The organism is Micromonospora wenchangensis, from assembly GCF_002210435.1.
Lineage (GTDB): Bacteria > Actinomycetota > Actinomycetes > Mycobacteriales > Micromonosporaceae > Micromonospora > Micromonospora wenchangensis.
In genome coordinates this window covers 1-23,754 of sequence record NZ_MZMV01000083.1, presented here as the reverse complement: position 1 = coordinate 23,754, position 23,754 = coordinate 1, and the positions used below count along the sequence as shown (strand labels likewise).

Annotated in this window: 19 protein-coding genes; 17 read left to right on the top strand and 2 right to left on the bottom strand. The window is 73.4% G+C overall.

The annotated features are described in order from the left end of the window. Positions 1 to 16: 16 nt before the first annotated feature. Positions 17 to 1,303: a cation:proton antiporter gene (locus tag B5D80_RS29875; RefSeq protein ID WP_158224270.1), complete on the bottom strand. Its 1,287-nt coding sequence runs from the start codon at positions 1,301 to 1,303 to the stop codon at positions 17 to 19. 606 nt (positions 1,304 to 1,909) lie between these two features. Between B5D80_RS29875 and B5D80_RS29870 the strand changes: the two genes are divergently transcribed. From B5D80_RS29870 to B5D80_RS29790, 17 genes are all read left to right on the top strand, one after another. Continuing rightward, positions 1,910 to 2,536 carry an FMN-dependent NADH-azoreductase gene (locus B5D80_RS29870; protein WP_158224269.1) on the top strand — a complete coding sequence of 209 codons (627 nt, stop codon included), beginning with the start codon at positions 1,910 to 1,912 and terminating at the stop codon, positions 2,534 to 2,536. A gap of 51 nt (positions 2,537 to 2,587) precedes the next feature. Continuing rightward, positions 2,588 to 3,433: an SDR family NAD(P)-dependent oxidoreductase gene (locus B5D80_RS29865; protein WP_088647269.1), complete on the top strand. Its 846-nt coding sequence runs from the start codon at positions 2,588 to 2,590 to the stop codon at positions 3,431 to 3,433. 44 nt (positions 3,434 to 3,477) lie between these two features. Continuing rightward, a complete protein-coding gene (locus tag B5D80_RS29860; RefSeq protein ID WP_211291703.1) occupies positions 3,478 to 4,560 on the top strand; it encodes a phenylacetate--CoA ligase family protein in 1,083 nt (360 codons plus the stop codon). Then, complete coding sequence (locus B5D80_RS29855) at positions 4,561 to 5,934, top strand: aldehyde dehydrogenase family protein (RefSeq protein ID WP_088647268.1); 1,374 nt, start codon at positions 4,561 to 4,563, stop codon at positions 5,932 to 5,934. Then, a complete protein-coding gene (locus tag B5D80_RS29850) occupies positions 5,921 to 6,763 on the top strand; it encodes an acyl-CoA synthetase family protein (RefSeq protein WP_088647267.1) in 843 nt (280 codons plus the stop codon). Before B5D80_RS29855 ends, B5D80_RS29850 begins: the two co-directional genes overlap by 14 nt. 107 nt (positions 6,764 to 6,870) lie before the next feature. Further along, positions 6,871 to 8,409, top strand: a complete 1,539-nt coding sequence (pdxR, locus tag B5D80_RS29845) for a MocR-like pyridoxine biosynthesis transcription factor PdxR (RefSeq protein ID WP_088647266.1) — start codon at positions 6,871 to 6,873, stop codon at positions 8,407 to 8,409. 182 nt (positions 8,410 to 8,591) lie between these two features. After that, positions 8,592 to 9,806 carry a 3-deoxy-7-phosphoheptulonate synthase gene (locus tag B5D80_RS29840; RefSeq protein ID WP_088647265.1) on the top strand — a complete coding sequence of 405 codons (1,215 nt, stop codon included), beginning with the start codon at positions 8,592 to 8,594 and terminating at the stop codon, positions 9,804 to 9,806. Positions 9,807 to 9,851: 45 nt separating this feature from the next. Then, a complete protein-coding gene (gene pabB / locus B5D80_RS29835) occupies positions 9,852 to 11,933 on the top strand; it encodes an aminodeoxychorismate synthase component I (RefSeq protein ID WP_088647264.1) in 2,082 nt (693 codons plus the stop codon). Further along, the gene (locus B5D80_RS29830) at positions 11,920 to 13,854 is read left to right on the top strand and encodes an FAD/NAD(P)-binding protein (protein WP_088647263.1); all 1,935 of its coding nucleotides are present in this window, start codon (positions 11,920 to 11,922) and stop codon (positions 13,852 to 13,854) included. The genes pabB and B5D80_RS29830 overlap by 14 nt, the downstream gene beginning before the upstream one ends. Beyond that, positions 13,851 to 15,281 carry a 3-carboxy-cis,cis-muconate cycloisomerase gene (gene pcaB / locus B5D80_RS29825; protein ID WP_088647262.1) on the top strand — a complete coding sequence of 477 codons (1,431 nt, stop codon included), beginning with the start codon at positions 13,851 to 13,853 and terminating at the stop codon, positions 15,279 to 15,281. Before B5D80_RS29830 ends, pcaB begins: the two co-directional genes overlap by 4 nt. After that, positions 15,278 to 16,336 carry a nitronate monooxygenase gene (locus B5D80_RS29820; RefSeq protein WP_281253508.1) on the top strand — a complete coding sequence of 353 codons (1,059 nt, stop codon included), beginning with the start codon at positions 15,278 to 15,280 and terminating at the stop codon, positions 16,334 to 16,336. The genes pcaB and B5D80_RS29820 overlap by 4 nt, the downstream gene beginning before the upstream one ends. Before the next feature lie 26 nt (positions 16,337 to 16,362). Beyond that, on the top strand, positions 16,363 to 16,587 hold the full coding sequence (locus B5D80_RS29815; RefSeq protein WP_088647261.1) for a tautomerase family protein: 225 nt from the start codon (positions 16,363 to 16,365) through the stop codon (positions 16,585 to 16,587). A 31-nt stretch (positions 16,588 to 16,618) separates the two neighbouring features. Beyond that, a complete protein-coding gene (cysK, locus tag B5D80_RS29810; protein WP_088647273.1) occupies positions 16,619 to 17,581 on the top strand; it encodes a cysteine synthase A in 963 nt (320 codons plus the stop codon). A 29-nt stretch (positions 17,582 to 17,610) separates the two neighbouring features. Then, positions 17,611 to 18,900, top strand: a complete 1,290-nt coding sequence (locus B5D80_RS29805; RefSeq protein ID WP_088647260.1) for an ATP-grasp domain-containing protein — start codon at positions 17,611 to 17,613, stop codon at positions 18,898 to 18,900. Beyond that, complete coding sequence (locus tag B5D80_RS29800) at positions 18,901 to 20,163, top strand: ATP-binding protein (protein ID WP_088647259.1); 1,263 nt, start codon at positions 18,901 to 18,903, stop codon at positions 20,161 to 20,163. Then, the gene (locus B5D80_RS29795; RefSeq protein ID WP_211291702.1) at positions 20,160 to 21,548 is read left to right on the top strand and encodes an MFS transporter; all 1,389 of its coding nucleotides are present in this window, start codon (positions 20,160 to 20,162) and stop codon (positions 21,546 to 21,548) included. The genes B5D80_RS29800 and B5D80_RS29795 overlap by 4 nt, the downstream gene beginning before the upstream one ends. Then, a complete protein-coding gene (locus B5D80_RS29790; protein ID WP_088647258.1) occupies positions 21,548 to 22,219 on the top strand; it encodes a TRM11 family SAM-dependent methyltransferase in 672 nt (223 codons plus the stop codon). The genes B5D80_RS29795 and B5D80_RS29790 overlap by 1 nt, the downstream gene beginning before the upstream one ends. Positions 22,220 to 22,226: 7 nt before the next feature. Here the strand turns inward: B5D80_RS29790 and B5D80_RS29785 are convergent. Further along, a partial coding sequence (locus tag B5D80_RS29785; protein ID WP_342747150.1) for a class I adenylate-forming enzyme family protein occupies positions 22,227 to 23,754 on the bottom strand: 1,528 nt, incomplete at its 5' end.

Sequence of the window (23,754 nt, the reverse complement as noted above, 5' to 3'; positions counted from 1 at the left end):
GCCGGCCCCACGGTGTTCAGCGGCCGACCGGTACTGGTTCGGCGGCCGGCACGGGCGTCTCGTCGCTCGACGCGGCGCGGGTGGCCAGCAGCGGTCCGGCCATCGCGGTGGTCACCAGGGCCATGACGACCATCATGGTGAACATCTGTCCGTCGAGGACGCCGAGGGAGACGCCGATGTTGAGCACGATCAGCTCGGTCAGCCCCCGGGTGTTCATGAGCACGCCCAGCCGGCGTGCCTGCGGCCAGGACAGGCCGAACGCGCGTGCGGGCAGGGCCGCGCCGGCCATCTTGCCGACGCAGGCGACCAGGACGATGGCGGTGAGTTCGAGCAGGTTGGTCAGGCTCAGCGCGGCGATGTCGACGCTCAGCCCGGTGACGATGAAGAAGACCGGCAGCAGGACCAGGCCGATGTTCTCGAAGGGCACCCGGACGTGCTTGATCAGCGCCTCGGCGGGCTGGCGGGGCATGACGAACCCGAACGCGAAGGCCCCGAAGATGGCGTGGATGCCGATCCAGGTGGTCGCGTAGGAGGACAGGAAGACGCCGGCGGCGGTGATGGCGGCGAGCTGGTAGGTGTTGGGGCCCACCCGGCGGATCAGGGCGGCGAGGCCGGGGCGGACGGCGAAGGCCATCACGGCGACGTAGCCGGCGGACATGAGGACCACCTGGGCCAGGTCGGTGGCGTCGCGGGCGGTGGCGACGGCGGCGACCACCGCCAGGATGCACCAGGCCAGCACGTCGTCGATGGCGGCGCTGGCCAGCGCCAGCACCCCGACCCGGGTGTGGTTGAGCCGGCGGTCGCGCAGGATGCGGGCCAGCACGGGGAACGCGGTGATGGCCATGGCGGCGCCGAGGAAGAGGGCGAACGCCAGGAACGGCACGGGTTTGCCGGCGATCGTGGCGTGCCGGGGGTAGATGAGGTTGGCCAGGCCGACGCCGAGGGTGAAGGCGAGGGCGATGGAGCACACCGACACCGACAGGGTGAGGCTCTTGTGCCGGGAGACCATGCGCCTGTCGAACTCCCACCCGATGAGGAACATGAACAGCAGGAGGCCGACCTGCGAGATGGCCGACAGGTACGGTCGGGCGGCGGCGGGGAAGAGCACGGCGGTCAGGTCGCCGGGGAGCAGGCCGAGCAGACTGGGCCCCAGCGCGATGCCGGCGACGATCTCGCCGATCACCACGGGCTGCCCGAGCCGCCTGGCGATTCCGCCGAACAGGTGGGCTACCAGCAGGACGAGGGCGATGTCGGCCATCACGATTGCCACGGTGAGTTCGGCCGGGGTGGCTACGGACTTCATGAGATCTCCGGATCTGAGCGGGAGAGGGCTGGTCCGCCGGCCGGCGCCGTCAATGCGGGGCCCGGGCGGGTCACCGACCGTAGCAGCGGATTCTGCCGCCCGACATGTCCATGTCCGGCGGATCGGGGGTGCCATTTGTCGGCCCGGTCGCGGTGTGCGGGGCGTTGGTGGGAAACGCGACCGGTGGGTGTGTCACCGCCGTTTACGGCCGGCTCTCCGCATCGTCACCGGGTTGAATACGGAAAGCTGACTCGTAACTGACGGGTCAGGTTGCCGACACCGGATGGTTAACGCGAAATGATGCATTCCGGCGATCCGTTCCGATGATGGGCGTCTATAACCGGGCTTTTCCGAGGGCATTTCGTCACATGGCGTGACGGTGTGCTCACGGCGTGACATCAATGCTGGGCAGCGGGCTGCCCAGTGGCACTGTCTGCGGCCGAAAAATGGCTCTGGTTGCCCCGCAACCGGTGGGTTAGCCTTCCTGACGTTCCGTCCCTCCGGCGACACAGAGAGTGCAAACATGACACCTTCGTCAGCCCTCGGCGGTCATTGCGGTCGGTCCGGGGCGGCCCTGTCCGGTACGCAGCGGGGGCGGGTCGAGAGGTGACCAGACTGCTGCATGTCAAGGCCACTCCGACCGGCCCGCGAAGCCGCTCCGCCGCCGTGGCCGAGGCGTTTGTCGACGCATTCCTCGAGTGCCACCCGCAGGCGACACTCGACGTGCTGGACCTTTCCGCGACCACCCTGCCCCCGGTGGGGGCGGTCGCGGTGGCGGCCAAGAAAAACGCCATCTCCGGCACGACCGGCTCCGCCGATGAGGCGATGTCGTGGCAACAGACCCGGGACCTCGTCCGCCGGTTCACCGATGCTGACCACTATCTGTTTTCCGTGCCGATGTGGAACTTCGGAATCCCCTACCTGCTCAAGCACTTCATCGATATCGTCACCCAGCCGGGGCTGACGTTCCGCCTCGATCCGCGACACGGTTACCAGGGCCTGCTCACCGGCCGCCGGGCCTGTGTCGTCTACACCAGCGGCGTCTACACCCCCGGGTGCCCGCCGGAGTTCGGCGTCGACTTCCAGTCGGCGTACCTCAACTACTGGCTGCGCACCATCGGCGTCGACCCGGTGATCGAGGTCGCGCTGCGGCCCACCGACTTCACCGGTTCCCTGGCTGCGGACCTCGACCGCGCCCGCGAGGACGCGCGCAAGGCCGCCCACACCATCTGACCACACCGCCGGCCGACTGCCCGTCGGCCCGTGCCACAGGAGGGAAGAAGCATGTCCGTCTGGTTCGTCACCGGCGCCTCACGGGGCTTCGGCCTGGAGATCGTCCGGCAGTTGCTGGAGCGTGGCGAACAGGTCGTCGCCACGGCGCGCAACACCAGCAGCCTGGCCGAGCTGTCCTACCCCGACCGGCTGCTCGTGGTCCCGCTCGACGTCACCGACCAGTCCCAGGCCGACCGGGCGGTGCTCGCCGCGGTGGAGAGCTTCGGCGGCATCGACGTGCTGGTCAACAACGCCGGCCGGGGCCTGCTCGGGGCCGTCGAGGAGGCCACCGACGCCGAGACCCGGGCGGTGTTCGACACCAACGTGTTCGGCCTGTTGAACGTCACCCGCAGCGTGCTGCCGGTGCTGCGACGGCAGCGCCGGGGCCGGATCATCAACATCAGTTCGGTCCTCGGCTTCAGCGCCAAGATGGGCTGGGGCGTCTACGCGGCGACGAAGTTCGCGGTGGAGGGGCTCAGCGAGGCGCTGCGGGTGGAACTGGAGCCGGTCGGCGTCCAGGTGTGCCTGGTGGAGCCCGGCCTGTTCCGGACCGACTTCCTCGACCCCTCCTCGCTGCACTTCGCCGGCCGCGAGTTCCCGGAGTACGCCGAGACCTCCGGGCGGGTCCGCGCCTGGTCGGTCGGGCAGAACCACGCGCAGGCCGGCGACCCCGCGCGGGCGGCGGCGGCCATCATCGACCTCGGCCGCAACCCGCAGCCGCCGTTCCGGCTCCCGCTCGGCGTGGATTCCGTGCAGCGCGTCGGCGAGAAGCTGACCGAGGTGTCGCAGGAGCTCGCGGCCACCCGCGAGATCGGGCTGTCGATGTCCTACCCGGAGCCCGCGGTCGCCGCCCACTGAGGCGGACCGGGGTTCATCCACCAGACGATCGGCGAGGAGCGAGCATGAACACGATGACCACGGCGGCGGTGGCGTCGAGCCCCGTCGAGACCTTCGACGAGCGGCTGCGTCGGCTGCTGCGATGGCACTTCGACCCCCAGACCGGCTCGCCGTTCTGGCTGCGCCAGCGCGGGCTGCTCGACTTCGATCCGCTACGCGACATCGACACCGCCGCCGACCTGGTGCGGTTCCCGGACCTCACCGACCAGTTGCGGCACGTGCCGGTCGGCGACCTGATCCCGCGCGGCCTGACCGGCACCGGCTTCCGGGTGTACGAGTCGGGCGGGACCAGCGGGGCGCCCAAGCGCATCGTCGACCGGGACTACCGGCGTCGGCTGCTCTCCTGGGCGATGCAGCGGCTGCGGGCGCACCACATCGCCGACCCGGCGCACTGGCTGCACCTCGGCCCGAGCGGGCCGCACGTCTTCGCCTACGACTGCGCCCGCTACGCCGCCCTGGGCAACGGCCTGTTCCACACCGTCGACTTCGACCCGCGCTGGGTCAAGAAGCTGGTGGCGGCGGGGGAGGCCGATACGGTCAAGCGGTACGTGCGGCACCTGCTGGACCAGGCGGCCGAGGTGCTGCGCTCGCAGCCGGTCAAGGTGCTCAGCACGACGCCCCCGCTGATCGAGGCGATCTGCGCCGACCCGGAGCTGCACGCGGCCGTCGAGCGGAACGTCGAGACGATCATCTGGGCCGGCACCTCGTTCAGTCCGGAGAGCCTGCGTCAGGTGGAGGAGGTGTTCTTCCCGGACACCACGATCGTGGGCATCTACGGCAACACCCTGATGGGGGTGGCCCCGCAGCGGCCCCGGCTTCCCGACGACCGGCACCTGTGCGTGTTCGAGCCGTACGCCGAGGCGGTCTGGATCGACCTGGTCGACGACGACGGCGCGGTGGTCGACTACGGTCAGCGTGGCCGGGTCCGGCTGAGTCTGGTCAGCGACGAGATGTTCCTGCCCAACGTCATCGAACGGGACACCGCCGTCCGGGTGGAGCCCGTCGGCGACGCCACGGTCGACGGGCTGGCCGAGGTCGGCACCGTGGCCGAGGTGGGCGACGTACGGGTGATCGAGGGGGTGTACTGAGTGGCCGGCATCGTGGTGGAGCCGATCGTCTGCGGCCGGCCGGTGCGCAGCCTCGACCGGGCCCCGCTCGTCGACGTCCGGGGCGACCTGCTGGGCGAGGTGGGGACGGCGCCACGGCTGATGGCCGTCGGTGCGGTGACCCGGGCCCGGCGGTCGGCCGACGGCACGCCGGTCGGGCACGACCTGCTGCTGCGGGCCGCCGACCTGTTCGCCACCGCCGACCTCGACGGGGAGACCCCGCAGGAGTACGAGCGGCGGGTCGCGCTCGCCGCCGGCCTGCCCCGGGTGACCGTCCGCAACGCCGTGGCCGACATCGTGCGCAGCCTCACCCACCTGCCCGCCACCACCCGGGCCGAGCTGCCCGGCACCCGGCTCGGCGACGGCTACGACACGGCCTGGGTGCCGGCCGGTCGGCTCTTCACGGCCGTGATGGCCAGCAACCACCCGGCCCCCAACGACTCGTGGCTGCACGCGCTGGCGCTGGGCTACAGCGTGCTGGTGCGCCCCGGCACCCGGGAGCCGTTCACCGCCCGCCGGTTGACCCTCGCCCTGCTCGCCGCCGGCCTGGCGGAGCACCGGATCTCCTACCTGCCGTGCGAGCGCGCGGTCGGGGAGTACCTCCTGGAGGCCGCCGACCGGGGCATCGTGTACGGCGGCAGCGACGCCGTACGGCGGTGGGCCGACAGCGCGACGGTCACCACCCGGGGGCCGGGACGCAGCCGGGTCCTGCTCGACCGGCCGCTGACCGACGAGGTCCTCGACCATCTCACCGTCAGCGCGGCACACGACGGCGGAACCCGGTGCAACAACATCTCCCTGGTGCTGACCACCGGTGACCCCCGGCAGGTCGCCGCCGCGCTCGCCGCCCGCTTCGACGCGCTGGCCAGCCCGGAGGTGTCGGCTCCCGACGCCACCCTGCCCGTCGTCGACGCGGCCCGTGCCGAGGGCCTGCGCCGGCAGCTCGCCGGGCTGACCGGCGGCGGGGCGGTGGTGCACACGGCGGCCGGCGCGGACCCGCTGGTGCGGCTGCCGGACGGGTCGCACCGGCCGCTGCCCACCGTGCTGTCCACTGACGACCCGCGGCATCCGGCGGTGGGCGTGGAGCTGCCGTTCCCGTTCGTCGTGGTGGCGCCCTGGCGGCGTACCGACGGCACCGCCGCCCTCGGCGACGCGCTGGTGCTCAACCTGCTGACCGACGACGCCGACCTGCGGGCCGCGGTGGTGGCCGATCCGAGTGTCCGTAAGGTCACCTGCGGGCTGACCCTGCCCTGGGACGGCGCGCCCGGCATTCCGCACGAGGGCAACCTGTCGCTGTTCCTGTTGAAGTCCAAGGGCGTCGTGACGACCGGAGCGAGGGATCATGCGTTGGCTTGAGGAGTTGCTCTCCGACGGGTGGTGGGCCACCGGTCAGGCGGTGCGGTTCCAGCTGCCCAACCAGAGCGAGTCGTCGATCACCTACGGCGACCTGCTGCGCCAGGCGGCGACGCTGGCCAGCCGGATCGGCGAGCCGGGCGACGGCGCGCAGACCCGGCTGGCCATCCTGACCATGGGCAGCGCGGAGGGGCTGGTCGCCCTGATCGCCGGGCTGATCGTCGGCGCGGTGGTGATCTCGACGCCGATCCAGACGCCGAGCCCCTGGTCGGCCGACCTGCTGGGTGATCCGGACGTGGTGCTGACCGACGCCACGGGCGCGGCGGTGTTGCAGTGTCACGAGCGGCTGACCGGGGAGCGTCCGCGCTACCGGGTGCTCGGCGTCGACCTGACCGAGCCGGCCAAGGCCAGCGTCAGGCCGGACATCTGCGCCGACCAGGACGACGTCTGCAAGATCGCCTATCTGGACCCGGGTCGCTCGCCGCTGGTGGTGGGACTGACCGGGTTCGCTCTCGACTCCGCCGTCCGGCAGCCGGAACGCCGGCCGGTGGTCGCGGCGGGTGGGCTCGGCAGCCTCACCGGCCAACTGGCCACCTACCGGACGCTGGCCGCGGGTGGCGTCGTCGACCTCACCGCCCCCCGGCCGGCGGGACGGTCCATTCTGGACTCGGCGATGCCGGTGACCCTGCCGCGCCGGCCGGAGAGCGGAACAGTCGACTCCAGCACCACCTTTCCGTACATCGTGGACAACGCGGCCCAGTTGGACAAACTTGTGTCAGGAATCGTCCTACCGGCCGGGTCCGTCGCGCTTCCGTCAGTAGCTAAGTTGTAGGCATGGTCATTTCCGTTTCTTGAGCCGCCTCGGTCGGGAGATGGATCGTCAGCGCGGCCGGGTGCACACGCAATCCCGGCCGCGCCCGATCGGGCAAGGACAAATGCATGCCACGTGAGTCTCCCGCGCTGCCGGGAAGCGGTTTCCTCATCGACCGTCATTCAACGGCGCCGCTCTACCAACAGTTGTACGAACAGTTACGGTGGAGCATCGAGGCGGGTCAACTCACCCCGGGCACCCGACTGCCGGCCACCCGTACCCTGGCCAAGGAGTTGGGGGTTTCCCGCAACACCGTGCTGGTGGCCTACGACCGGCTGCTCGCCGAGGGCTATCTCGACGGCCGGGTGGGCTCGGGCACCCGGGTGGCCACCCGGCAGAGCGTGCGGGAGATGGAGTCCCAACTGCCCCGCCCGGCCACCAAGGCCCCCCTGCGGATCACCCGGGCCGCCCGCCGGATGGCCGAGGCGTCGGCCTACTTCACCCCGGCGCACGACCAGCTGCGTTACCCGGACCGGCCGTTCACCCTCGGGATGCCCGCCCTGGACCTCTTCCCGTCCAAGGTCTGGGGCCAGATCATGTTCAGCAAGTCGCACCAGCTCACCAGCGCCCTCTACACGCACCGCGACCCGGCCGGCTACTGGCCGCTGCGCAAGGGCATCGCGGCCATGCTGGGGCTGATGCGGGGCGTCCGGTGCACCCCGGAACAGGTGATCATCCAGCCGAGCGCCCAGATCGCCGTGCACGTGATGGCCCTGACCCTGCTCGAACCGGGGGAGAAGGTCCTGGTCGAGGACCCGGGCCTGCAGGCCATCCGGGGCGCCCTGCACTCGGCCGGGGCCGACACCTGCCCCGTCCCGGTCGACGCCGAGGGCATGTGCGTCGCCGTGGGCAGGGCCCGCCACCCGGACGCGCGGATGGCGGTGGTGACGCCCAACAACCAGTTCCCCCTGTCGGTGCGGATGTCCGCCGCCCGCCGGGCCGAGGTGCTCGCCTGGGCCCGCGACAACGACGCCTGGATCATCGAGGACGACTACGACGGCGAGTTCTGGGCGGAGAATCCCGGCCCGCCGCTGCACCAGGGCGACGAGGACGGGCGCGTCATCTATGTCGGGACCTTCAGCAAGGTGCTCTTCCCCGGGCTGTGCCTGGCCTATCTGGTGGTCCCCCCGGATCTGGTCGACATCGTCACCGAGGTGCAGCGGGCGACGGTCAACTCGCTCAACATCCTCACCCAGGCGGCGCTGGCGGAGTTCATCGAGGCGAATCACCTCGCCCGGCACGTACGCCGAATGCGCGACGTCTACCGGGAACGCGGCGACATTCTCGTCGGCGCGCTACGCGGCCGGCTCGACGGGTTCGTCACGATCGACACCGCCCCACGCGGCACCCACCTGGTCGCCAGCCTGCCCGACACCGCCGACGAACAACGCCTGGCCCGGCTGGGTCGGGAGGCACGGTTACGGGTCTATCCACTGTCGTCGTTCGGCGACGAACTCGAAGGGATCGGACGGGGCCTGGTCCTCGGTTACGCGGCCACCCCACCCGAGAAGATCCTCTCCGGCGTGACCCGCCTGACGACGGTTGTGGAGCAGTTCACCGGTCGTTCGCATTCGAACAGCCGGGCTGCAATGAGGAAGAGCGTATAAGTCGTTCCCCCGGGGCCAAAGGTCCATGTAGCCAAATAGTCAGGTGCCAATCCCAGTGGTACTAGCGAGATGGCGTACATGGCCCTGTGCCAATCGTCTCTTGCGCCTATACGGTCCGTACCGGATCGCGGCGCCTTCTTCGGTGACCGGGCCGCCCCGAAGAATACAGGGGGAGAGACTTCATGCCATCACCACAGCTTCTCGTACGGCGCCCCGAGGCGCCCACCAACGACAGCTGGAGTCCCGCCGGTTGGCGGACGCTGCCCATCGCGCAGCAGCCGACCTGGCCGGACCGGGACGAACTCGACGCTGTCGCCGACTACCTGTCCGGCCTGCCCGCGCTGACCGAGGTCGCGGAGATCAGGCGACTGAGGGACGACATCGCCCGCGCCGGCGCGGGTGAGGCGTTCGTGCTCCAGGCCGGCGACTGCGCCGAGCCGCTCGGCATGGCCGCCACCACCTCGGCACGGGCCAAACACCGGGCCATCACGGCCCTCGGCGAACGCCTGGCCCACGAGCTGCGCCGCCCGACCATCGGCGTGGGGCGGCTCGCCGGCCAGTTCGCCAAGCCCCGCTCGGAGCCCTTCGAGGCGGTCGACGGCCAACTGCTGCCGGTGTTCCGCGGGCTGATGGTCAACGAGCCGGAGGCCACCGCCGCCGCCCGCCAGGCCGACCCGTACCGGCTGCTGTCCTGCTACTACACCGCCCGGCAGGTGGTGGCGGAGCTGTCGGCGGCCGGCGGCGGCGTACGGACCAGCCACGAGGTGCTGATCCTCGAATACGAGCAGGCGCTGACCCGCCTCGACGAGGCCAGCGGCGAGTGGTTCCTGCGCTCGACGCACCTGCCCTGGGTGGGTGAGCGCACCCGTGCGGTGGACGGCGCCCACCTGAACTTCCTGGCGGGGCTGGGCAACCCGGTCGCGGTCAAGGTCGGCCCCAGCGCCACGGTCGACGAGGTGCTGCGGATCTGCGCCCTGCTCGACCCGCACCGCCGGCCCGGCCGGCTCACCCTGATCAGCCGGATGGGCCACCGGCAGATCGCCGACCACCTGCCGCCCCTGGTCCGGGCGGTGGCCGACGCCGGGCACCCGGTCGCCTGGATGTGCGACGCCATGCACGGCAACACCGTCCGCGGTGCCGGTGGGGTCAAGACCCGCCACCTGGACACCATCGTGGGCGAGTTGACCACCTTCGTCGAGGTGCTGCGCAGCCACGGCCGGGAGCCGGCGGGCCTGCACCTGGAGATCGCCGCGGACGACGTCACCGAGTGCGTCGGCGCGGGCGTGGTCGACGAGAGCCAGCTCGGCCGCGCCTACCGGTCGCTGTGCGACCCGCGGCTGAACCACGAGCAGGCCGACGCGGTGGTCGACGCGCTCGTCACCGCGATGCACCGCTGAACACCAGTCCCCACACACCTCGTGACCCGAGCGGAGGAGGCATCAGTGCGTACCCTGCTGGTCGACAACTACGACTCCTACACCTACAACCTGTTCCAGCTCATCGCCGTGGTCAACGGCGTCGAGCCCACCGTCGTCCGCCACGACGACCCGGCCGTGTCCACCCTGGATCTGCGCCGGTTCGACAACGTGGTCATCTCGCCCGGACCGGGCCGGCCCGACCGGGAGAAGGACTTCGGCTTCTCCGCACAGGTCATCGCGGAATCCCCGGTGCCGGTGCTCGGCGTCTGCCTGGGCCACCAGGGCATCGCCTCGGGGCACGGCGCGGCCGTGCACTCCGCGCCCGTACCCCGGCACGGGCACCTGGCGTCGATCACCCACGACGGGGACGGCCTGTTCACCGGCATCCCGCAGCACTTCACCGCCGTGCGCTACCACTCGCTGTGCGTGTCGGACCTGCCCCCGGAACTGGTCGCCACCGCCTGGGCCGAGGACGGGGTGATCATGGGGCTGCGGCACGTCGACCGGCCGATGTGGGGGCTCCAGTTCCACCCCGAGTCGATCTGCACCGAGTACGGGCAGACCCTGCTCGGCAACTTCCGCGACCTGACCCGGGCCCACCAGGCCCGGGAGAGCATCCAGGTGGCCGCCCCGCCGCCCATCGCCGCGCCGACGCACCGGTTGCACGTGCGCACCCTCGGCTGGGAGACCGACGCCGAGCAGGCGTTCACCCGGCTGTTCCGGGACTCGACCCACGCCTTCTGGCTGGACAGCGCCCGGGTCGAGGAGGGACTGTCCCGCTTCTCCTACCTCGGCGACGCCTCCGGGCCGCTGTCCGAGGTGGTCCGCTACGACGTCGGCACCGGCGCGGTCGAGGTCGCCTCGGCGGCCGGCACCCCGACCCGGGTGCCCGGCACCATCCTGTCCTACCTCCAGCAGCGGCTGGCCGGCATCCACCTCGACTCGTCGGCCCTGCCCACCGACCTGACCTGCGGCTACGTCGGCTACTTCGGCTACGAGCTGAAGGGCGACCTGGGCGCTGCCGGGCCGCACCGCGCCGACACCCCGGACGCGTACTGGATCTTCGCCGACCGGTTCGTCGCGGTCGACCACCGGGACCGGCAGACCTACCTGGTGGCGCTGTCCGACGGCAGCGAGGGCAGCGACGACGCGGCGCAGGACTGGATCGAGACCGTCGCCGAGCAGCTCACCGCCATCCCCGAGGCGGGACCGGTCACCCCGCTCACCCCGCCGCCGGTCGACACCAGCTCGCTGGTCGCGTCGCTGGAACGGGACCGGGAGCAGTACCTGGCCGACATCGCCGCCTGCAAGCGGGAACTGGTCGCCGGGGAGAGCTACGAGATCTGCCTGACCAACGGGCTGCGCCTGCCCCGCCCCCGCGACGGGTTCGCCTTCTACCGGGCCATGCGCCGGTACAACCCGGCCCCCTACTCGGCCTACCTGCGGCTGGGCGACATCGAGGTGGCCTGCTCCTCCCCGGAGCGCTTCCTGCGGCTGACCGCCGACCGGGTGGTGGAGACCAAGCCGATCAAGGGCACCGCGCCCCGGCACCCCGACCCGACGGTCGACGCGGCGCTGCGCGACGAGCTGACCACCAGCGACAAGACCCGCGCCGAGAACCTGATGATCGTCGACCTGCTCCGCAACGACCTCGGCCGGGTGTGCGAGGTCGGCAGCGTCACCGTCCCCAAGCTGATGCAGACCGAGTCGTACGCGAGCGTGCACCAGCTCGTCTCGACCATCCGGGGCCGGCTGCGGGCGGAGGCCACCGCCGTCGACTGCGTCGAGGCGTGCTTCCCCGGCGGCTCGATGACCGGGGCGCCGAAGCTGCGGACGCTGGAGATCATCGACGGGCTGGAGACCACCGCCCGGGGCATCTACTCCGGCTCGCTGGGCTTCCTGAGCTGCAACGGCACCGCCGACCTCAACATCGTGATCCGCACCGCGGTGCTGTCCGGTGACGGCATGCGGGTCGGCGCGGGCGGGGCCATCATCCTCGACTCCGATCCGGAGGGGGAGTTCGACGAGATGCTGCTGAAGGCCGCCGCCCCGTTGCGCGCGCTGCTCAGCGGCGGCTACCGGGAGGACGTCGATGTCTACCAGTGATCCGCTGTCGGTGTGCATCGTCGGCATGGGGCCGCGAGGGCTCTGCGTGCTGGAGCGCCTGGTCAGCAACGCCGCCGCCGACCCCGACCGGCCGGTACGCGTCGACGTCGTCGACCCGTACCCGCCCGGGGCGGGCCGGGTGTGGCGGGCCGACCAGTCCGACCGGCTGCTGATGAACACCGTGGCCTCCCAGGTGACCGTGTTCACCGACCCGACCGTGGAGATGACCGGCCGCCTCAGCGAGGGCCCCAGCCTCTACGAGTGGGCCCGGTTCCAGGTGCTGATGGGCGACCTCGGCCAGTTCCCGGCCGACGTCGCCGAGGAACTGCGCGCGGTGGGACCCGACACCTACTCGACCCGCCGGCTGTTCGGCCACTACCTGTCGTGGGTCTACCAGCGGGTGGTCGGCACCGCGCCGGCCAACGTCACCGTCCGCGCCCACGCCACGGTCGCCGTCGCGCTGTGGGACGAGTCCGACGGCCGGCAGTGCGTGCAGTTGCAGACCGGCGACCGGCTCCCCGGCCTGGACGCGGTGGTGCTGGCGCAGGGCCACTACCCGGTCACCCCGACCGCGCAGGAGCAGACGCTCGCCGAGTTCGCCGTCGAGCGGGGGCTGACGTACATCCTGCCGGCCAACCCGGCCGACGTGGACCTGTCGATGGTGCGGCCCGGCGAGCCCACCCTGCTGCGCGGGCTCGGGCTCTGCTTCTTCGACTACCTGGCGCTGCTCACCGAGGGACGCGCCGGCCGCTACGTCCGCGCCGACGACGGCCGGCTGACCTACCTGCCGTCCGGGTTGGAGCCGCAACTGCTGGCCGGCTCCCGCCGCGGCCTGCCGTACCGGGCGCGGGGCCGCAACGAGAAGGGCGCACACGGGCGGCACGAGCCGCGGGTGCTCACCGTCGCGCGGGTCGAGCAACTGCGCGCCGCCGGGGACGCGACCGCGATGGACTTCATGGCCGACCTGTGGCCGCTGATCGCCAAGGAGGTGGAGACCGCCTTCTACGTGGCGGTGCTGCGCCGGGCCGGCTGCCGCGGCAAGGCCCGCCGGTTCGAGGCCGAGTACCTCCGGGTGCCCCGGGGCGACGCGCGGGAGGACGAGATCCGCCAGCGCTTCGGGATCACCGAGCGGTGGGACTGGGACACGGTGCTGGACCCGGCCCGCGACGAGACCTTCACCGGGCCGGCGGCGTTGCAGGAGTGGATGCTGCGCTACCTCGACGAGGACGCCCGCACGGCGGAGGAGGGCAACGTCAGCGGCCCGCTCAAGGCGGCCATGGACGTCCTGCGCGACCTGCGCAACGAGGTCCGCCTCGCCGTCGACCACGGCGGGCTGCGGGGCGCCTCGCACCGGCAGCACCTGGACCGCTGGTACACCCCGATGAACGCCTTCCTCAGCATCGGCCCCCCGGCCCACCGGGTCGAGCAGTTGGCCGCGCTCATCCGCGCCGGGGTGCTCCGGATCGTCGGGGCCGAGATGCGGGTGACGCCGTGCCCCGAGCAGGCCGGGTTCCTCGTCGAGTCGCCCCGTACGCCGGGGAGCCGGGACGTGGTGACCGCCATGATCGAGGCGCGGCTGCCGGAGGTGGACCTGCGGCGTACCGCCGACCCGTTGCTCGGCTGGATGCTCGCGCACCGGTCCTGCGCGCCGCACGTGGTGCCCGACCGGGAGGCCGAGCCGCACGTCACCGGCGGGCTGGCGGTGACCGGCCGGCCGTTCCACCCGGTGTCCGCGGCCGGCGAGCGACACACCCGGCGGTTCGTGTTCGGGGTGCCCACCGAGGGCGCACACTGGGCCACCGCGGCGGGCGCGCGGCCGGGCGTCAACTCGGTGATGCTCGGCGACGCGGACGCGATCAGCCTGTCGGTGCTCGCCCTCACCGCGCAGGCGGCCACCACGACGGGAGCGGTGACGACATGACCGAAGGCTTCGACCACGGGCTGCTCAGCCCCAGCAGCGCCGACCGGGGCATCGAGAACGCGGTCCGGGACCGGGCGGTCCTGCAGGCGATGCTCGACGCGGAGGCCGCCCTGGTGCGGGCCCAGGCCCGGCTGGGGGTGGTGCCCCGGGAACACGCGGACACCATCACCGCCGTCGCCGACGCCAGCCGGATCGACCTCGACGCGGTGGCCCGCCGGGCGACCGAGACGGCGAACCCGGTGGTCGCGGTGGTCGCGGCGCTCACCGAGCTGGTCACGGCGCTGGACCCGGCCGCCGCGGAGTACGTGCACCGCGGCTCCACCAGCCAGGACATCCTGGACACCGCGCTGATCCTGGTGGCGGAGCGGGCGTTGCGGGTGATCGACGCGGACCTGGCCGCCACCGCCGACGCGCTGGCCACCCTCGCCGACCGGCACCGGGGCACGCCACTGGCCGGCCGGACGCTGACCCAGCACGCCGTGCCGACCACGTTCGGCCTGAAGGCGGCGACCTGGCTCTCCGGTGTCCTCGACGCCCGGCAGGCGATCCACGCCCTGCTCGCCGAGGGGCTGCCGGTGCAGCTCGGCGGGGCCGCCGGCACCCTCGGCGCGTACCTGGAGTTCGCCCGCCTGGCCGGGGACACCGACGACGGCTACGCCGAGAAGCTGATCCACGCCTTCGCCGCGGAACTGTCCCTGGCCGAACCGCACGCGCCCTGGCACACCGTGCGGACGCCCCTGCACGCCGTCGCGGGCGTGCTGGGCCTCACCACCGGCGTGCTCGGGGCGATGGCGGCGGACGTGCAGGTCATGGCGCGTACCGAGATCGGGGAGCTGGCCGAGCCGACCGGCCCGGGACGCGGGGTGTCCTCGGCGATGCCGCACAAACGCAACCCGGTGCTGGCGACCCGGATCCGGGCGGCGGCCACCCAGTTGCCGCTGCTCGCCGCGACCGTCGCACACTGCCTCGTCGCCGAGGACGAACGTCCCGGCGGGGCCTGGCACGCCGAGTGGCAGCCGTTCCGGGAGGCGTTGCGGCTGGCCGGCGGGGCCGCCGACGCGGCGGCCGAGCTGGCCGCCGGGCTGACGGTGTTCCCCGACCGGATGCGCGCCAACCTCGACCTCGCCGGGGAGTTCATGGCCTCGGAGCGGTTGGCCGTGCGGCTCGCCCCGCTGCTCGGCAAGGCGGTGGCGAAGGAACTGCTGACCACCCTGACCGGCCGGGCGGTGCAGACCGGGCAGCCGCTGCGCGACCTGGTGGCGGCCGACCCCCGGGTCACCGCCGTCCTCGACCCGGCCGAGGTCGCCGACCTGCTCGACCCGGCCGGCTACGTCGGCGCGGCCGACCTGCTGGTGGACCGGGTCCTGCACCGCCACCGGACGGTCGGCGCGCGGTCGATCCCCGCGACCGAGGGCCGGCGGCCGTGAGCGGGCCGGGCCCCCTGGCGCGTCCGGTCCTCGGCGCGCCGATGGCGGGGGGAGTCAGCACGCCCGCCCTCGTCGCGGCCGTCGGCGACGCCGGGGGGCTCGGTTTCCTGGCCGCCGGCTATCTCCGCCCGGCGGACCTGGCCGCCGACATCGACCGGGTCCGCCGCAGCACCACCGCACCGTTCGGGGTCAACGTCTTCGTGCCGGAGTCCCGGCCGGTGGACCGGGCCGCCGTCGCCCGGTTCCGCCAGGCGCTGCTGCCCGAGGCCATCCACCGGGGGGTGACCCTGCCCGAGCCGCCCGAGCGGGACACCGACCACTTCGCCGAGAAGATCGAGGTGGTGCTCGACGCGCGGGTGCCGGTGGTCAGCTTCACCTTCGGCTGCCCGCCCCGGGCGGTCGTCGACCGGCTGCACGCCGCCGGGTCGCAGGTCGTCGTCACGGTCACCGACGTCGCGGAGGCGCGGGTGGCCGTCGCGGCCGGGGCCGACGCGCTCTGCGTGCAGAGCGCCGACGCCGGCGGGCACCGGGCGAGCTTCACCCCCGACCGTCGTCCCGACCCGCAGCCGGGCACGGCCGAACTGGTCGGCACGGTCCGGCGGGCCGTCGCGGTACCGCTGATCGCCGCCGGGGGGATCACCGGCCCGGCGCAGGTCGACGCGGTGGTCGCGGCCGGCGCGTCGGCGGTGCAGGTCGGCACCGCGCTGCTGCTGACCCCGCAGGCCGGCACCCACCCGGCGCACCGCGCCGCGCTGACCGAGCCCGGCCGGCCCGGCACCGTCGTCACCCGGGCCTTCTCGGGCCGACCGGCGCGGGGGCTGCGCAACCGGTTCGTCGACTCCTTCGACGCGCTGGCCCCCGCCGCCTACCCGCAGGTCCACCACCTGACCAAACCGTTGCGCGTGGCGGCGGCGGCCCGCGGCGACGCCGAGCAGATGGCGCTCTGGGCCGGGACGGGCTACCGGTCCGCCCGGCCGGAGCCCGCCGGTCGGGTGGTCACCCGCCTCGCCGCCGCCGTGGCCGCCGCTACCCCACCGCACCCCGCACCCCGTTGACCAGCCGTACCCCCGAGGAGGATCCGATGCCGCACATCAACATCAAGTTTTTCCCGGTCGACCTGCACCGGGACACCGAGCAGCAGCTCGTCGACGAGCTGACCGAGGCGGTCACCACCGCCTTCGGGTGCAGCCCGAACGTGGTGTCCATCGCCCTGGAACCGGTGGAGGAGCAGCGCTGGCAGGCGCAGGTCTACCAGCCGGAGATCGTCGAACGGCAGCACCTGCTGCGCAAGGTGCCCAACTACTGACGTCCGGCCCCTGTAGGAGGTGGAGACCGCCATGGCGCAGCCGACCCGTACCCTCGCACCGAGACCGTTACCCAGCATCGCCGACGGCATCGACGACCTCGTCGGCAACACACCCCTGCTGCGCCTTCCCGTCGCGCACCGGGCACCCGGCGCCGAGGTGCTGGCGAAGCTGGAGTGCGCGAACCCGGCCGCCAGCGTGAAGGACCGCGCGGCGCTCTACATGCTCCGCGCGGCGGAGGCCGACGGGCGGCTGCGCCCCGGCGGCGTCGTCGTGGAGGCGACGTCCGGCAACACCGGCATCGCGCTGGCTGCCCTGTGCGCGGCGCGCGGGCACCGCTGCATCATCGTGCTGCCGGACAACGCCACCCCGGAGCGGATCGGCCTGCTGCGCCGGTTCGGCGCCGACGTGGTGCTGACCCCGCGCGAGGCGCGCTACCAGGGCGCGGTCGACAAGGCCGAGGAGATCTGCGCGATGACGCCGGGCGCGTGGTTCGTCCGGCAGCACGACAACGACGACAATCCCCGGGCCCACCGGGAGACCACCGGCCCGGAGATCTGGGCCGACACCGGCGGCCAGGTCGACGTCCTGGTCTGCGGGGTCGGCACCGGCGGCACGCTCAGCGGCACCGCCGGCTATCTCAAGGAGCGCAACCCCGCGCTGCTGGCGGTCGCGGTGGAGCCGGCGGGTTCGCCGCTGCTGTCCGGGGGTACGGCCGGCACCCACGCCATCCCCGGGTTCAACGGCGGTTTCGTCGCCCCCACCACCGATCTGGGCCTGATCGACGAGGTCGTCACCGTCACCGACGACGAGGCGGCCGAGACGAGCAGTTGGCTGGCCCGCCGCGTCGGGGTCCTCGCCGGGGTGTCCTCCGGGGCGGCCACCCACGTGGCGCTGCGGGTGGCCCGCCGGCGCGGCAGCGTCGACAAGCGCATCGTCGTCATCCTCCCCGACACCGGGGAGCGCTACCTGAGCATGTGGTCGGAGCGTCCGTGAGACGCCGGAGATTCGGAGGGGACGGTCCCGTGCGGACACTGCTTCTCGTCGGTGGCGTCGACGACACCGCCGTCGCGGCGAAGGAACTCGGTCTGCGGGTGCTCCTGCTCCAGCACCCCACCAAGATCACCGAACGGCAGCGGCAGGTGGCCGACGTCGTGGAGGTGCTGGACTACACCGACTGGACGCTCACCGCGCCGGTCGTGACCCGGCTGCACCAGCGGTGGCGCATCGACCAGGTGGTGTCGCTGACCGAGCCGGGCCTGGACGTCGCCGCCCGCGCCCGGGACCTGCTCGGCCTCGACGGCACCACGTACCCGGTGTCCCGCCGGTTCCGGGACAAGCTGGCCATGCGTCGCCACCTGGTCCGCCGCGACGCCGAGGCGGTCGCGGCGGCGCCCCTGCGCGACTTCGACGACCTGCGCGCCTTCGGTGTCCGGCACGGCTACCCGTTCGTGGTGAAGCCGACCGCCGCCACCGCCAGCATCGGGGTGTTCCGGGTCGACGACCCGTCCGGGCACGAGGCCGTGTGGGAGCAGGTGTGCCGGCTGCGGGGGACCCGCACCGACCGGGTGTCGACCCTGCTGGTGCTCGACGACTTCCTGATGGAGGAGTACGTCCACGGCCGGGAGTTCAGCGTCGAGACGTTCAGCTTCGCCGGCCGGCACGTGGTCGTCACGATCACCGAGAAGATGACCGACCCGGGCCACTTCGCCGAACTCGGCCACGCCGTGCCGGCCCGGCTGACCGAGGACGCCTGGGACCGGGTCGGCGAGTGCGTCGCCACCTTCCTCGACCACCTGGGCTTCACCGACGGCCCCTGCCACACCGAGGTCCGCCTCAGCGGCACCCGGGCCCGGATCATCGAGGGCCACCACCGCTACGGCGGCGACGCCATCCCCGAACTGGTCCGCGCGGTGTACGGCATCGACCTGGACCGGCTCGCCGTCGGCTGGCCGTTCCGCCTGGCCGACCCGTTGCCGGACAGCCCCGCCCCCCGGGGTGCCGGCTGTGTGCGCGCCGTCGTCGGCCCACCCGGTCGGGTGCTGTCCGTCGAGGGGGTGCAGGAGGCGGCCCGCCAACCCGACGTCCTGGCGGTCCGGATCGGTGCCCGGCCCGGCGACGAGGTGCGCCCGCTGCGGGACAACTGGGACCGGCTCGGCCTGGTCGCCGTCACCGGCCCCACCGTCGCCGCCGCCGCCGAGCGGGGGGCCCGGCTCGTCGACGAGTTCATCCGCATCCGCATCCGCGACGACCGGGGTGTCGAGCACCTGGCCAGGGTCGCCGAGGTGCCCCAGCTGACCGGGGCGGTGGGGTAGGTGAGCGTGCTGATCCTGCACCGCAACCCGCTGGAGCCGTTCCCGTACCGGGACTGGCTGGCCGACCACGACCAGCCGGCGGTGGTGCTCGCCGCCCGCGACAAGATCGAGTCCTTCGGCGAGCAGGTGCCGACCGACACCCTGGGCCTGGCCCACCTGGAGGTGCTCGACCACTACGACCGGGACGTGGCGGCCCGCGCCACCGCGCTCGCCGCCCGCCACCGGCCCCGGCACGTCGTCGCCCTGCACGAGGCGGACCTGGAACTCGCCGCCGAGCTGCGGGCACGCTTCGGGCTGCCGGGCCCCCGGCCCGCCGACATCCGGCCGTTCCGCGACAAGCTGCTGATGAAGCAGCAGGCGGTGGCCGCCGGCATCGAGGTGGCCCCGCACACCCTGGCGACCACGGCCGGGCAGGTACGGGCGTTCGCGGCCGACCACGGGTACCCGGTGGTGCTCAAGCAGCGGGCCGGCTACAACTCCGTCGGGTTGCGCATCGTCCGGTCCGCCGCAGAGCTGGGCACCCACCTGGACGAGCTGTACCGCGACGGCGACCGCGACGACCTGCTCGTCGAGCGGTTCGTGCCCGGCCGGATGTGCCACGTCGACGGGTTCGTCCGGGCCGGCCGCACCGTGCTGGCCTGGCCGTCGCAGTACCAGTACGACCTCGCCTCGTTCGGCAGCGACCCCGGCCCGCGCATCGACGTCACCCTCGACCCGGACGACCCGCTCACCGGGCGGCTGCTCGACCTCGTCGACCGGGTGCTGGCCGCCCTCACCCGCTCACCCGGTGCGCTCACCGACCACGCCTTCCACGCGGAGGTGTTCCACACCCCCGACGACCGGCTGGTGCTCTGCGAGATCGCCTGCCGCAGCGGCGGGGCGAAGATCCGCGAGGTGTTCGAGGTGATGTTCGGCGTCAACCTGGCGGAGGCGGAGCTGCGGACCCAGTTGGGGCTGCCCGTACCGGCGCTGGACCGGCTCACCGGCGACGCCCGACCGCGCCCGCGCAGCATGTCCGGCCAGATGCTGATGATGAAACGTCCCGGGCTGGTCCGCACGGTGCCCAGCCCGCCGACCGAGCCGTGGGTACGCCGGTTCTGGTGCTGGGCCCGCCCCGGGCAGGTGATCCCCCCGGCCGCCGGGTCGGCCGACTTCCTCACCGCCGCCGTCGCCGCCGCCCCGACCCGGACCGAGTGCGAGGCGCGGCTCCGCCGGCTCGGCGACAAGGTCGCCGCGCAGATCCAGATCGGGGAGGCGTCGTGACCGGCCGGGGAGTCCAGGCCCGCTACATGGCGGCGATGGTGATCGACGCCACCGGCAGCGGCATGTACCTGCCGCTGTCGCTGATCTACTTCCAGCACAGCACCGGCCTGTCCGTGGGGCGGGTCGGCGCGATCGTCAGCGCGGCGGCGGTGCTCGGCCTGATCGCCAACCCGCTGACCGGGGTGCTCGTCGACCGGTTCGGCGCGCGGGCCGTGGTGGTGGGCGGCTACCTGCTGCGCGCCGCCGCCTTCGCCTGCTACCCCCTGGTCGACTCGGCGGGGCCGCTGTTCCTGGCCGTGCTGGTGGTGGCGTTCGGTGACGTGTCGTTCTCCCCGTCGGTGCACTCGCTGGTCGCCGAGATCGCCAGCGGCAGCGCCCGGGACAGGCTGATCGCCGCGCAACGGAGCCTGCGCAACGCCGGGCTCGGCGCGGGCGGCCTGCTCGCCGGGGCCGCCCTCACCGTGCAGGCCGACCGGGCGTTCACCGTGATCGTGCTGACCAGCGCGGTCGCCTTTACCATCGCGGCCGGGCTGATCCGCGCGATCCCCGTGCACCGCCGACCCGGCGGCACCCCCCGGACGACGCCGGGCCGGGGCTACCGGCTGGTGGCGCGCAACCGCCCGTTCCTCGCCCTCACCCTGCTCAACGTGCCGACCGCGTTCGGCTACATGGTGCTGGCGGTGAGCCTGCCCGTCTACGTGACGCTGCACCTGGGGCAGCCGGCCTCGCTCGTCGGCGCGCTCTACGCGGTGAACACCATCGGCATCGCGGTGGCGCAGATCCCGGTCACCCGGGCGTTGACCCGGTTCCGCCGGTCGAGGGCCGTGGCGGCCGGGGCCGGCGTGTTCGGGTTGTCGTTCGTGTCGTTCGCGGTGCTCGGCGCGACGGCCGGCGGCGCGGTCCTGCTGGCCGGCGTGTTCGCCGCGACCGCGCTGTTCACCGTCGGGGAACTCCTGCACGGGGCGACCGCGTCCGCGCTGGTGGTCAACGCGGCCCCCGAGCAGACCCGGGGCCGGCACCTCGCCGTCTACCAGCTGTCCTGGGCGGTGCCGGGCGCGTTGGCGCCCGCGGTGCTGACCGCGCTGCTGTCGCTGTCGCCGACCGGCATGTGGCTCGTGCTGGCGGCCGGTGTGGCGGTGTCGGCCCTCGGCGTGCTGCGCCTCGAACCCCACCTGCCACCGGTGGCGGTCCGGGCACCGTCCACACCGGAGACCACCGGCGGGCCGACCCCGGCCGCGCCCGGGGACACCGCTCCCGGACCCCACGGCGGTCCCGCCGTCGACCCACCCGGCGGTCCCGCCGCCGGTCCGCCCGGTGGCGCACCCGCCGCCGGTTCCTCCGACGGTCGCGCCGCCGACCTCGTACGAGTCAGGGAGAGTCACTGATGGGAGTTGCCAGCTGGGTGGTCCTCACCGGCGACGATCCGCGGCACGCGCCACCGGCAGCCGCCGGCCAGTGCGGCTGGGTGAGTCAGATCGCGCCCCTGATCACCGAGTTCAGCCGGCCCGGGGACCTGGTGTTCGACCCGTTCGCCGGGTGGGGGACCAGCCTCGTGGCGGCCTCGGTCACCGGCCGGCGCGGCATCGGCCTGGAGATCTCCCCGGACCGGGCCAAGCAGGCGGCGCGCCGCCTGGAGGCGTACCCCGGCCAGGTGGTGATCTGCGGTGACGCGCGCCGGCCCCCGGTGCCCGACCGCAGCGTCGACTTCCTCGTCACCGACCTGCCCTACTTCGGCACCGCGCTCGACACCGACTCCCCGGACGACGGCCAGTTCTACGCGCTGCGCGACTACTCCGCCTACCTGACCGCCCTCGACCACGCGTTCCACGCGCTGGCCCGGGTGCTCAAGCGGGGCGCGTACGCGGTCGTCGCGGTACAGAACCGGCGGGTCGCCGACCGGTTCGTGCCGCTGGCGTGGGACGTCGGCCGGGTGCTCGGCGGTCACCTCACCCTCGGCGACGAGCGCATCCACCTCTATCCGCGCCCGGTCACCGACGGGGACCCGATGGTCAACAACCGGGCGCACGAGTACCTGCTCGTCGCGCGGAAGCGGTAGCCGCCGCTCAGGAACCGACGGTCACGCCCAGGGCGCGCTTGTCCGGCTTGCCGCTCGGCCCCACCGGCACCCCGGCGATCACCTCGACGGTCGTCGGGACGGCGGCCGCACCCAGCTCTGCCGCGACCAGGGCGCGTAGCCGGTCGACGTCCACCGGGCCACCGCCGGCCGGCACCACGTACGCGTGCACCGCCTCGCCGGTGACGTCGTCGGGACGGCTGACCACGTACGCCTCGGCGACGGCGGGGTCGGTGGCGAGCAGCCGCTCGATCGGGCCGGCGTACACCAGGTTCGCGTTGACGATGATCACGTCCCGGGCCCGGCCGTACAGGTGCAGGTAGCCGTCGGCGTCCAGCCGGGCCAGGTCGCGGGTGCGCACCCAGCCGTCGGTGAACACCTCGGCGCTCTCGGCCGGGTCGCCCCAGTAGGCGCCGGCCTGCGCCGGGGTCCGGACGAAGAGTTCACCCTCGGTCGCCGGGCGGCCGTCGGCGTCGCGGACGGACAGGTCGACCACCGCCGGGGCGCGCCCGACCGAGGCGAGCCGGCGCGGGTCGGCCAGCAGTTCGGTCGGGGTGACCATCGAGATCATCCCGGTCTCGGTCTGGCCGTAGCCGTGGAAGACGACCGGGCCGAGCACGTCGAGCGCCTCGGCGAGCCGGGACGCGGTGAGCGGCGAGCCGGAGACCACGAGCGCCCGCAGGCTGCCCAGGTCGACCGGGTCGGCGCGCTGGTCGCGGACGAGCTGGTGCAGCTTGCCGACGGTGATCACGCTCGCGGTGGCCCGGTGCCGGGTGATCATGCCGGGGAAGCCGGGTGGGCGGGCGGCGACCAGGGTGCCCCCGGCGGCCAGGGTGAGGATGCCGTACTCCAGCATCACCTGGCTGCTCAGCGAGCCGAAGACCAGGTAGCGCCCCAGTCGGGGGGCGAGTTCGGCGATCGCCGGTGGCCACCGGTCGGGGTGGGCCGCCCAGGCCGCGCCCATCGCCGCGTACGTCTGGGCGCAGCCCTTGGGGTGGCCGGTGCTGCCGCTGGTCCAGGTGATCCGGGCGACGTCGCCGGGCCGGCCGGCGGCGACCAGCGGGCTGCCGTCGTCGGTGGTCCTCGCCAGGGTGGCGAGCCGGGCGTCGTCGACGAGCAGCGCGTCGTCGCTGGCGAGCAGCCGGTCGAGTTGCGCCGGGGTCAGCTCCGGCCGGATGCCGGACACCCGCGCGCCGACGGTGAACGCGGCGAGGACACCGGCGAGGGCCTCCGGGGTGACCCCGATCCGTAACGCCACCGCCCGACCCGGCCCGATGCCGGCGGCGCGCAGCCCGCTGGCGATCCGCCGGACCAGGTCCGCCAGCTCGGCCGCGCCGACGGTCCGGTCGCCGTCCTCGAACACCGGCCGGTCGCCACCGGTGGTGAGCAGCCGCAGCACGGGCTGCGGCCACAGCTCACCACCGGCGGCGGCCCCGGCCCGGTCGCGGTCCGCCGACCCGCGACCGGTCCGGTCGTGCCCGCCGTGCCGGCGGGGCTCCGTCGCGCGGCGGTCGGCG

Excerpts from the sequence above, each read along its gene's own strand:
- B5D80_RS29875 (WP_158224270.1), bottom strand. The coding sequence starts at position 1,303 with ATGAAGTCCGTAGCCACCCCGGCCGAACTCACCGTGGCAATCGTGATG.
- B5D80_RS29865 (WP_088647269.1), top strand. The coding sequence starts at position 2,588 with ATGTCCGTCTGGTTCGTCACCGGCGCCTCACGGGGCTTCGGCCTGGAG.
- B5D80_RS29860 (WP_211291703.1), top strand. The coding sequence starts at position 3,478 with ATGAACACGATGACCACGGCGGCGGTGGCGTCGAGCCCCGTCGAGACC.
- B5D80_RS29850 (WP_088647267.1), top strand. The coding sequence starts at position 5,921 with ATGCGTTGGCTTGAGGAGTTGCTCTCCGACGGGTGGTGGGCCACCGGT.
- pdxR (WP_088647266.1), top strand. The coding sequence starts at position 6,871 with ATGCCACGTGAGTCTCCCGCGCTGCCGGGAAGCGGTTTCCTCATCGAC.
- B5D80_RS29840 (WP_088647265.1), top strand. The coding sequence starts at position 8,592 with ATGCCATCACCACAGCTTCTCGTACGGCGCCCCGAGGCGCCCACCAAC.
- B5D80_RS29830 (WP_088647263.1), top strand. The coding sequence starts at position 11,920 with ATGTCTACCAGTGATCCGCTGTCGGTGTGCATCGTCGGCATGGGGCCG.
- pcaB (WP_088647262.1), top strand. The coding sequence starts at position 13,851 with ATGACCGAAGGCTTCGACCACGGGCTGCTCAGCCCCAGCAGCGCCGAC.
- B5D80_RS29815 (WP_088647261.1), top strand. The coding sequence starts at position 16,363 with ATGCCGCACATCAACATCAAGTTTTTCCCGGTCGACCTGCACCGGGAC.
- cysK (WP_088647273.1), top strand. The coding sequence starts at position 16,619 with ATGGCGCAGCCGACCCGTACCCTCGCACCGAGACCGTTACCCAGCATC.
- B5D80_RS29790 (WP_088647258.1), top strand. The coding sequence starts at position 21,548 with ATGGGAGTTGCCAGCTGGGTGGTCCTCACCGGCGACGATCCGCGGCAC.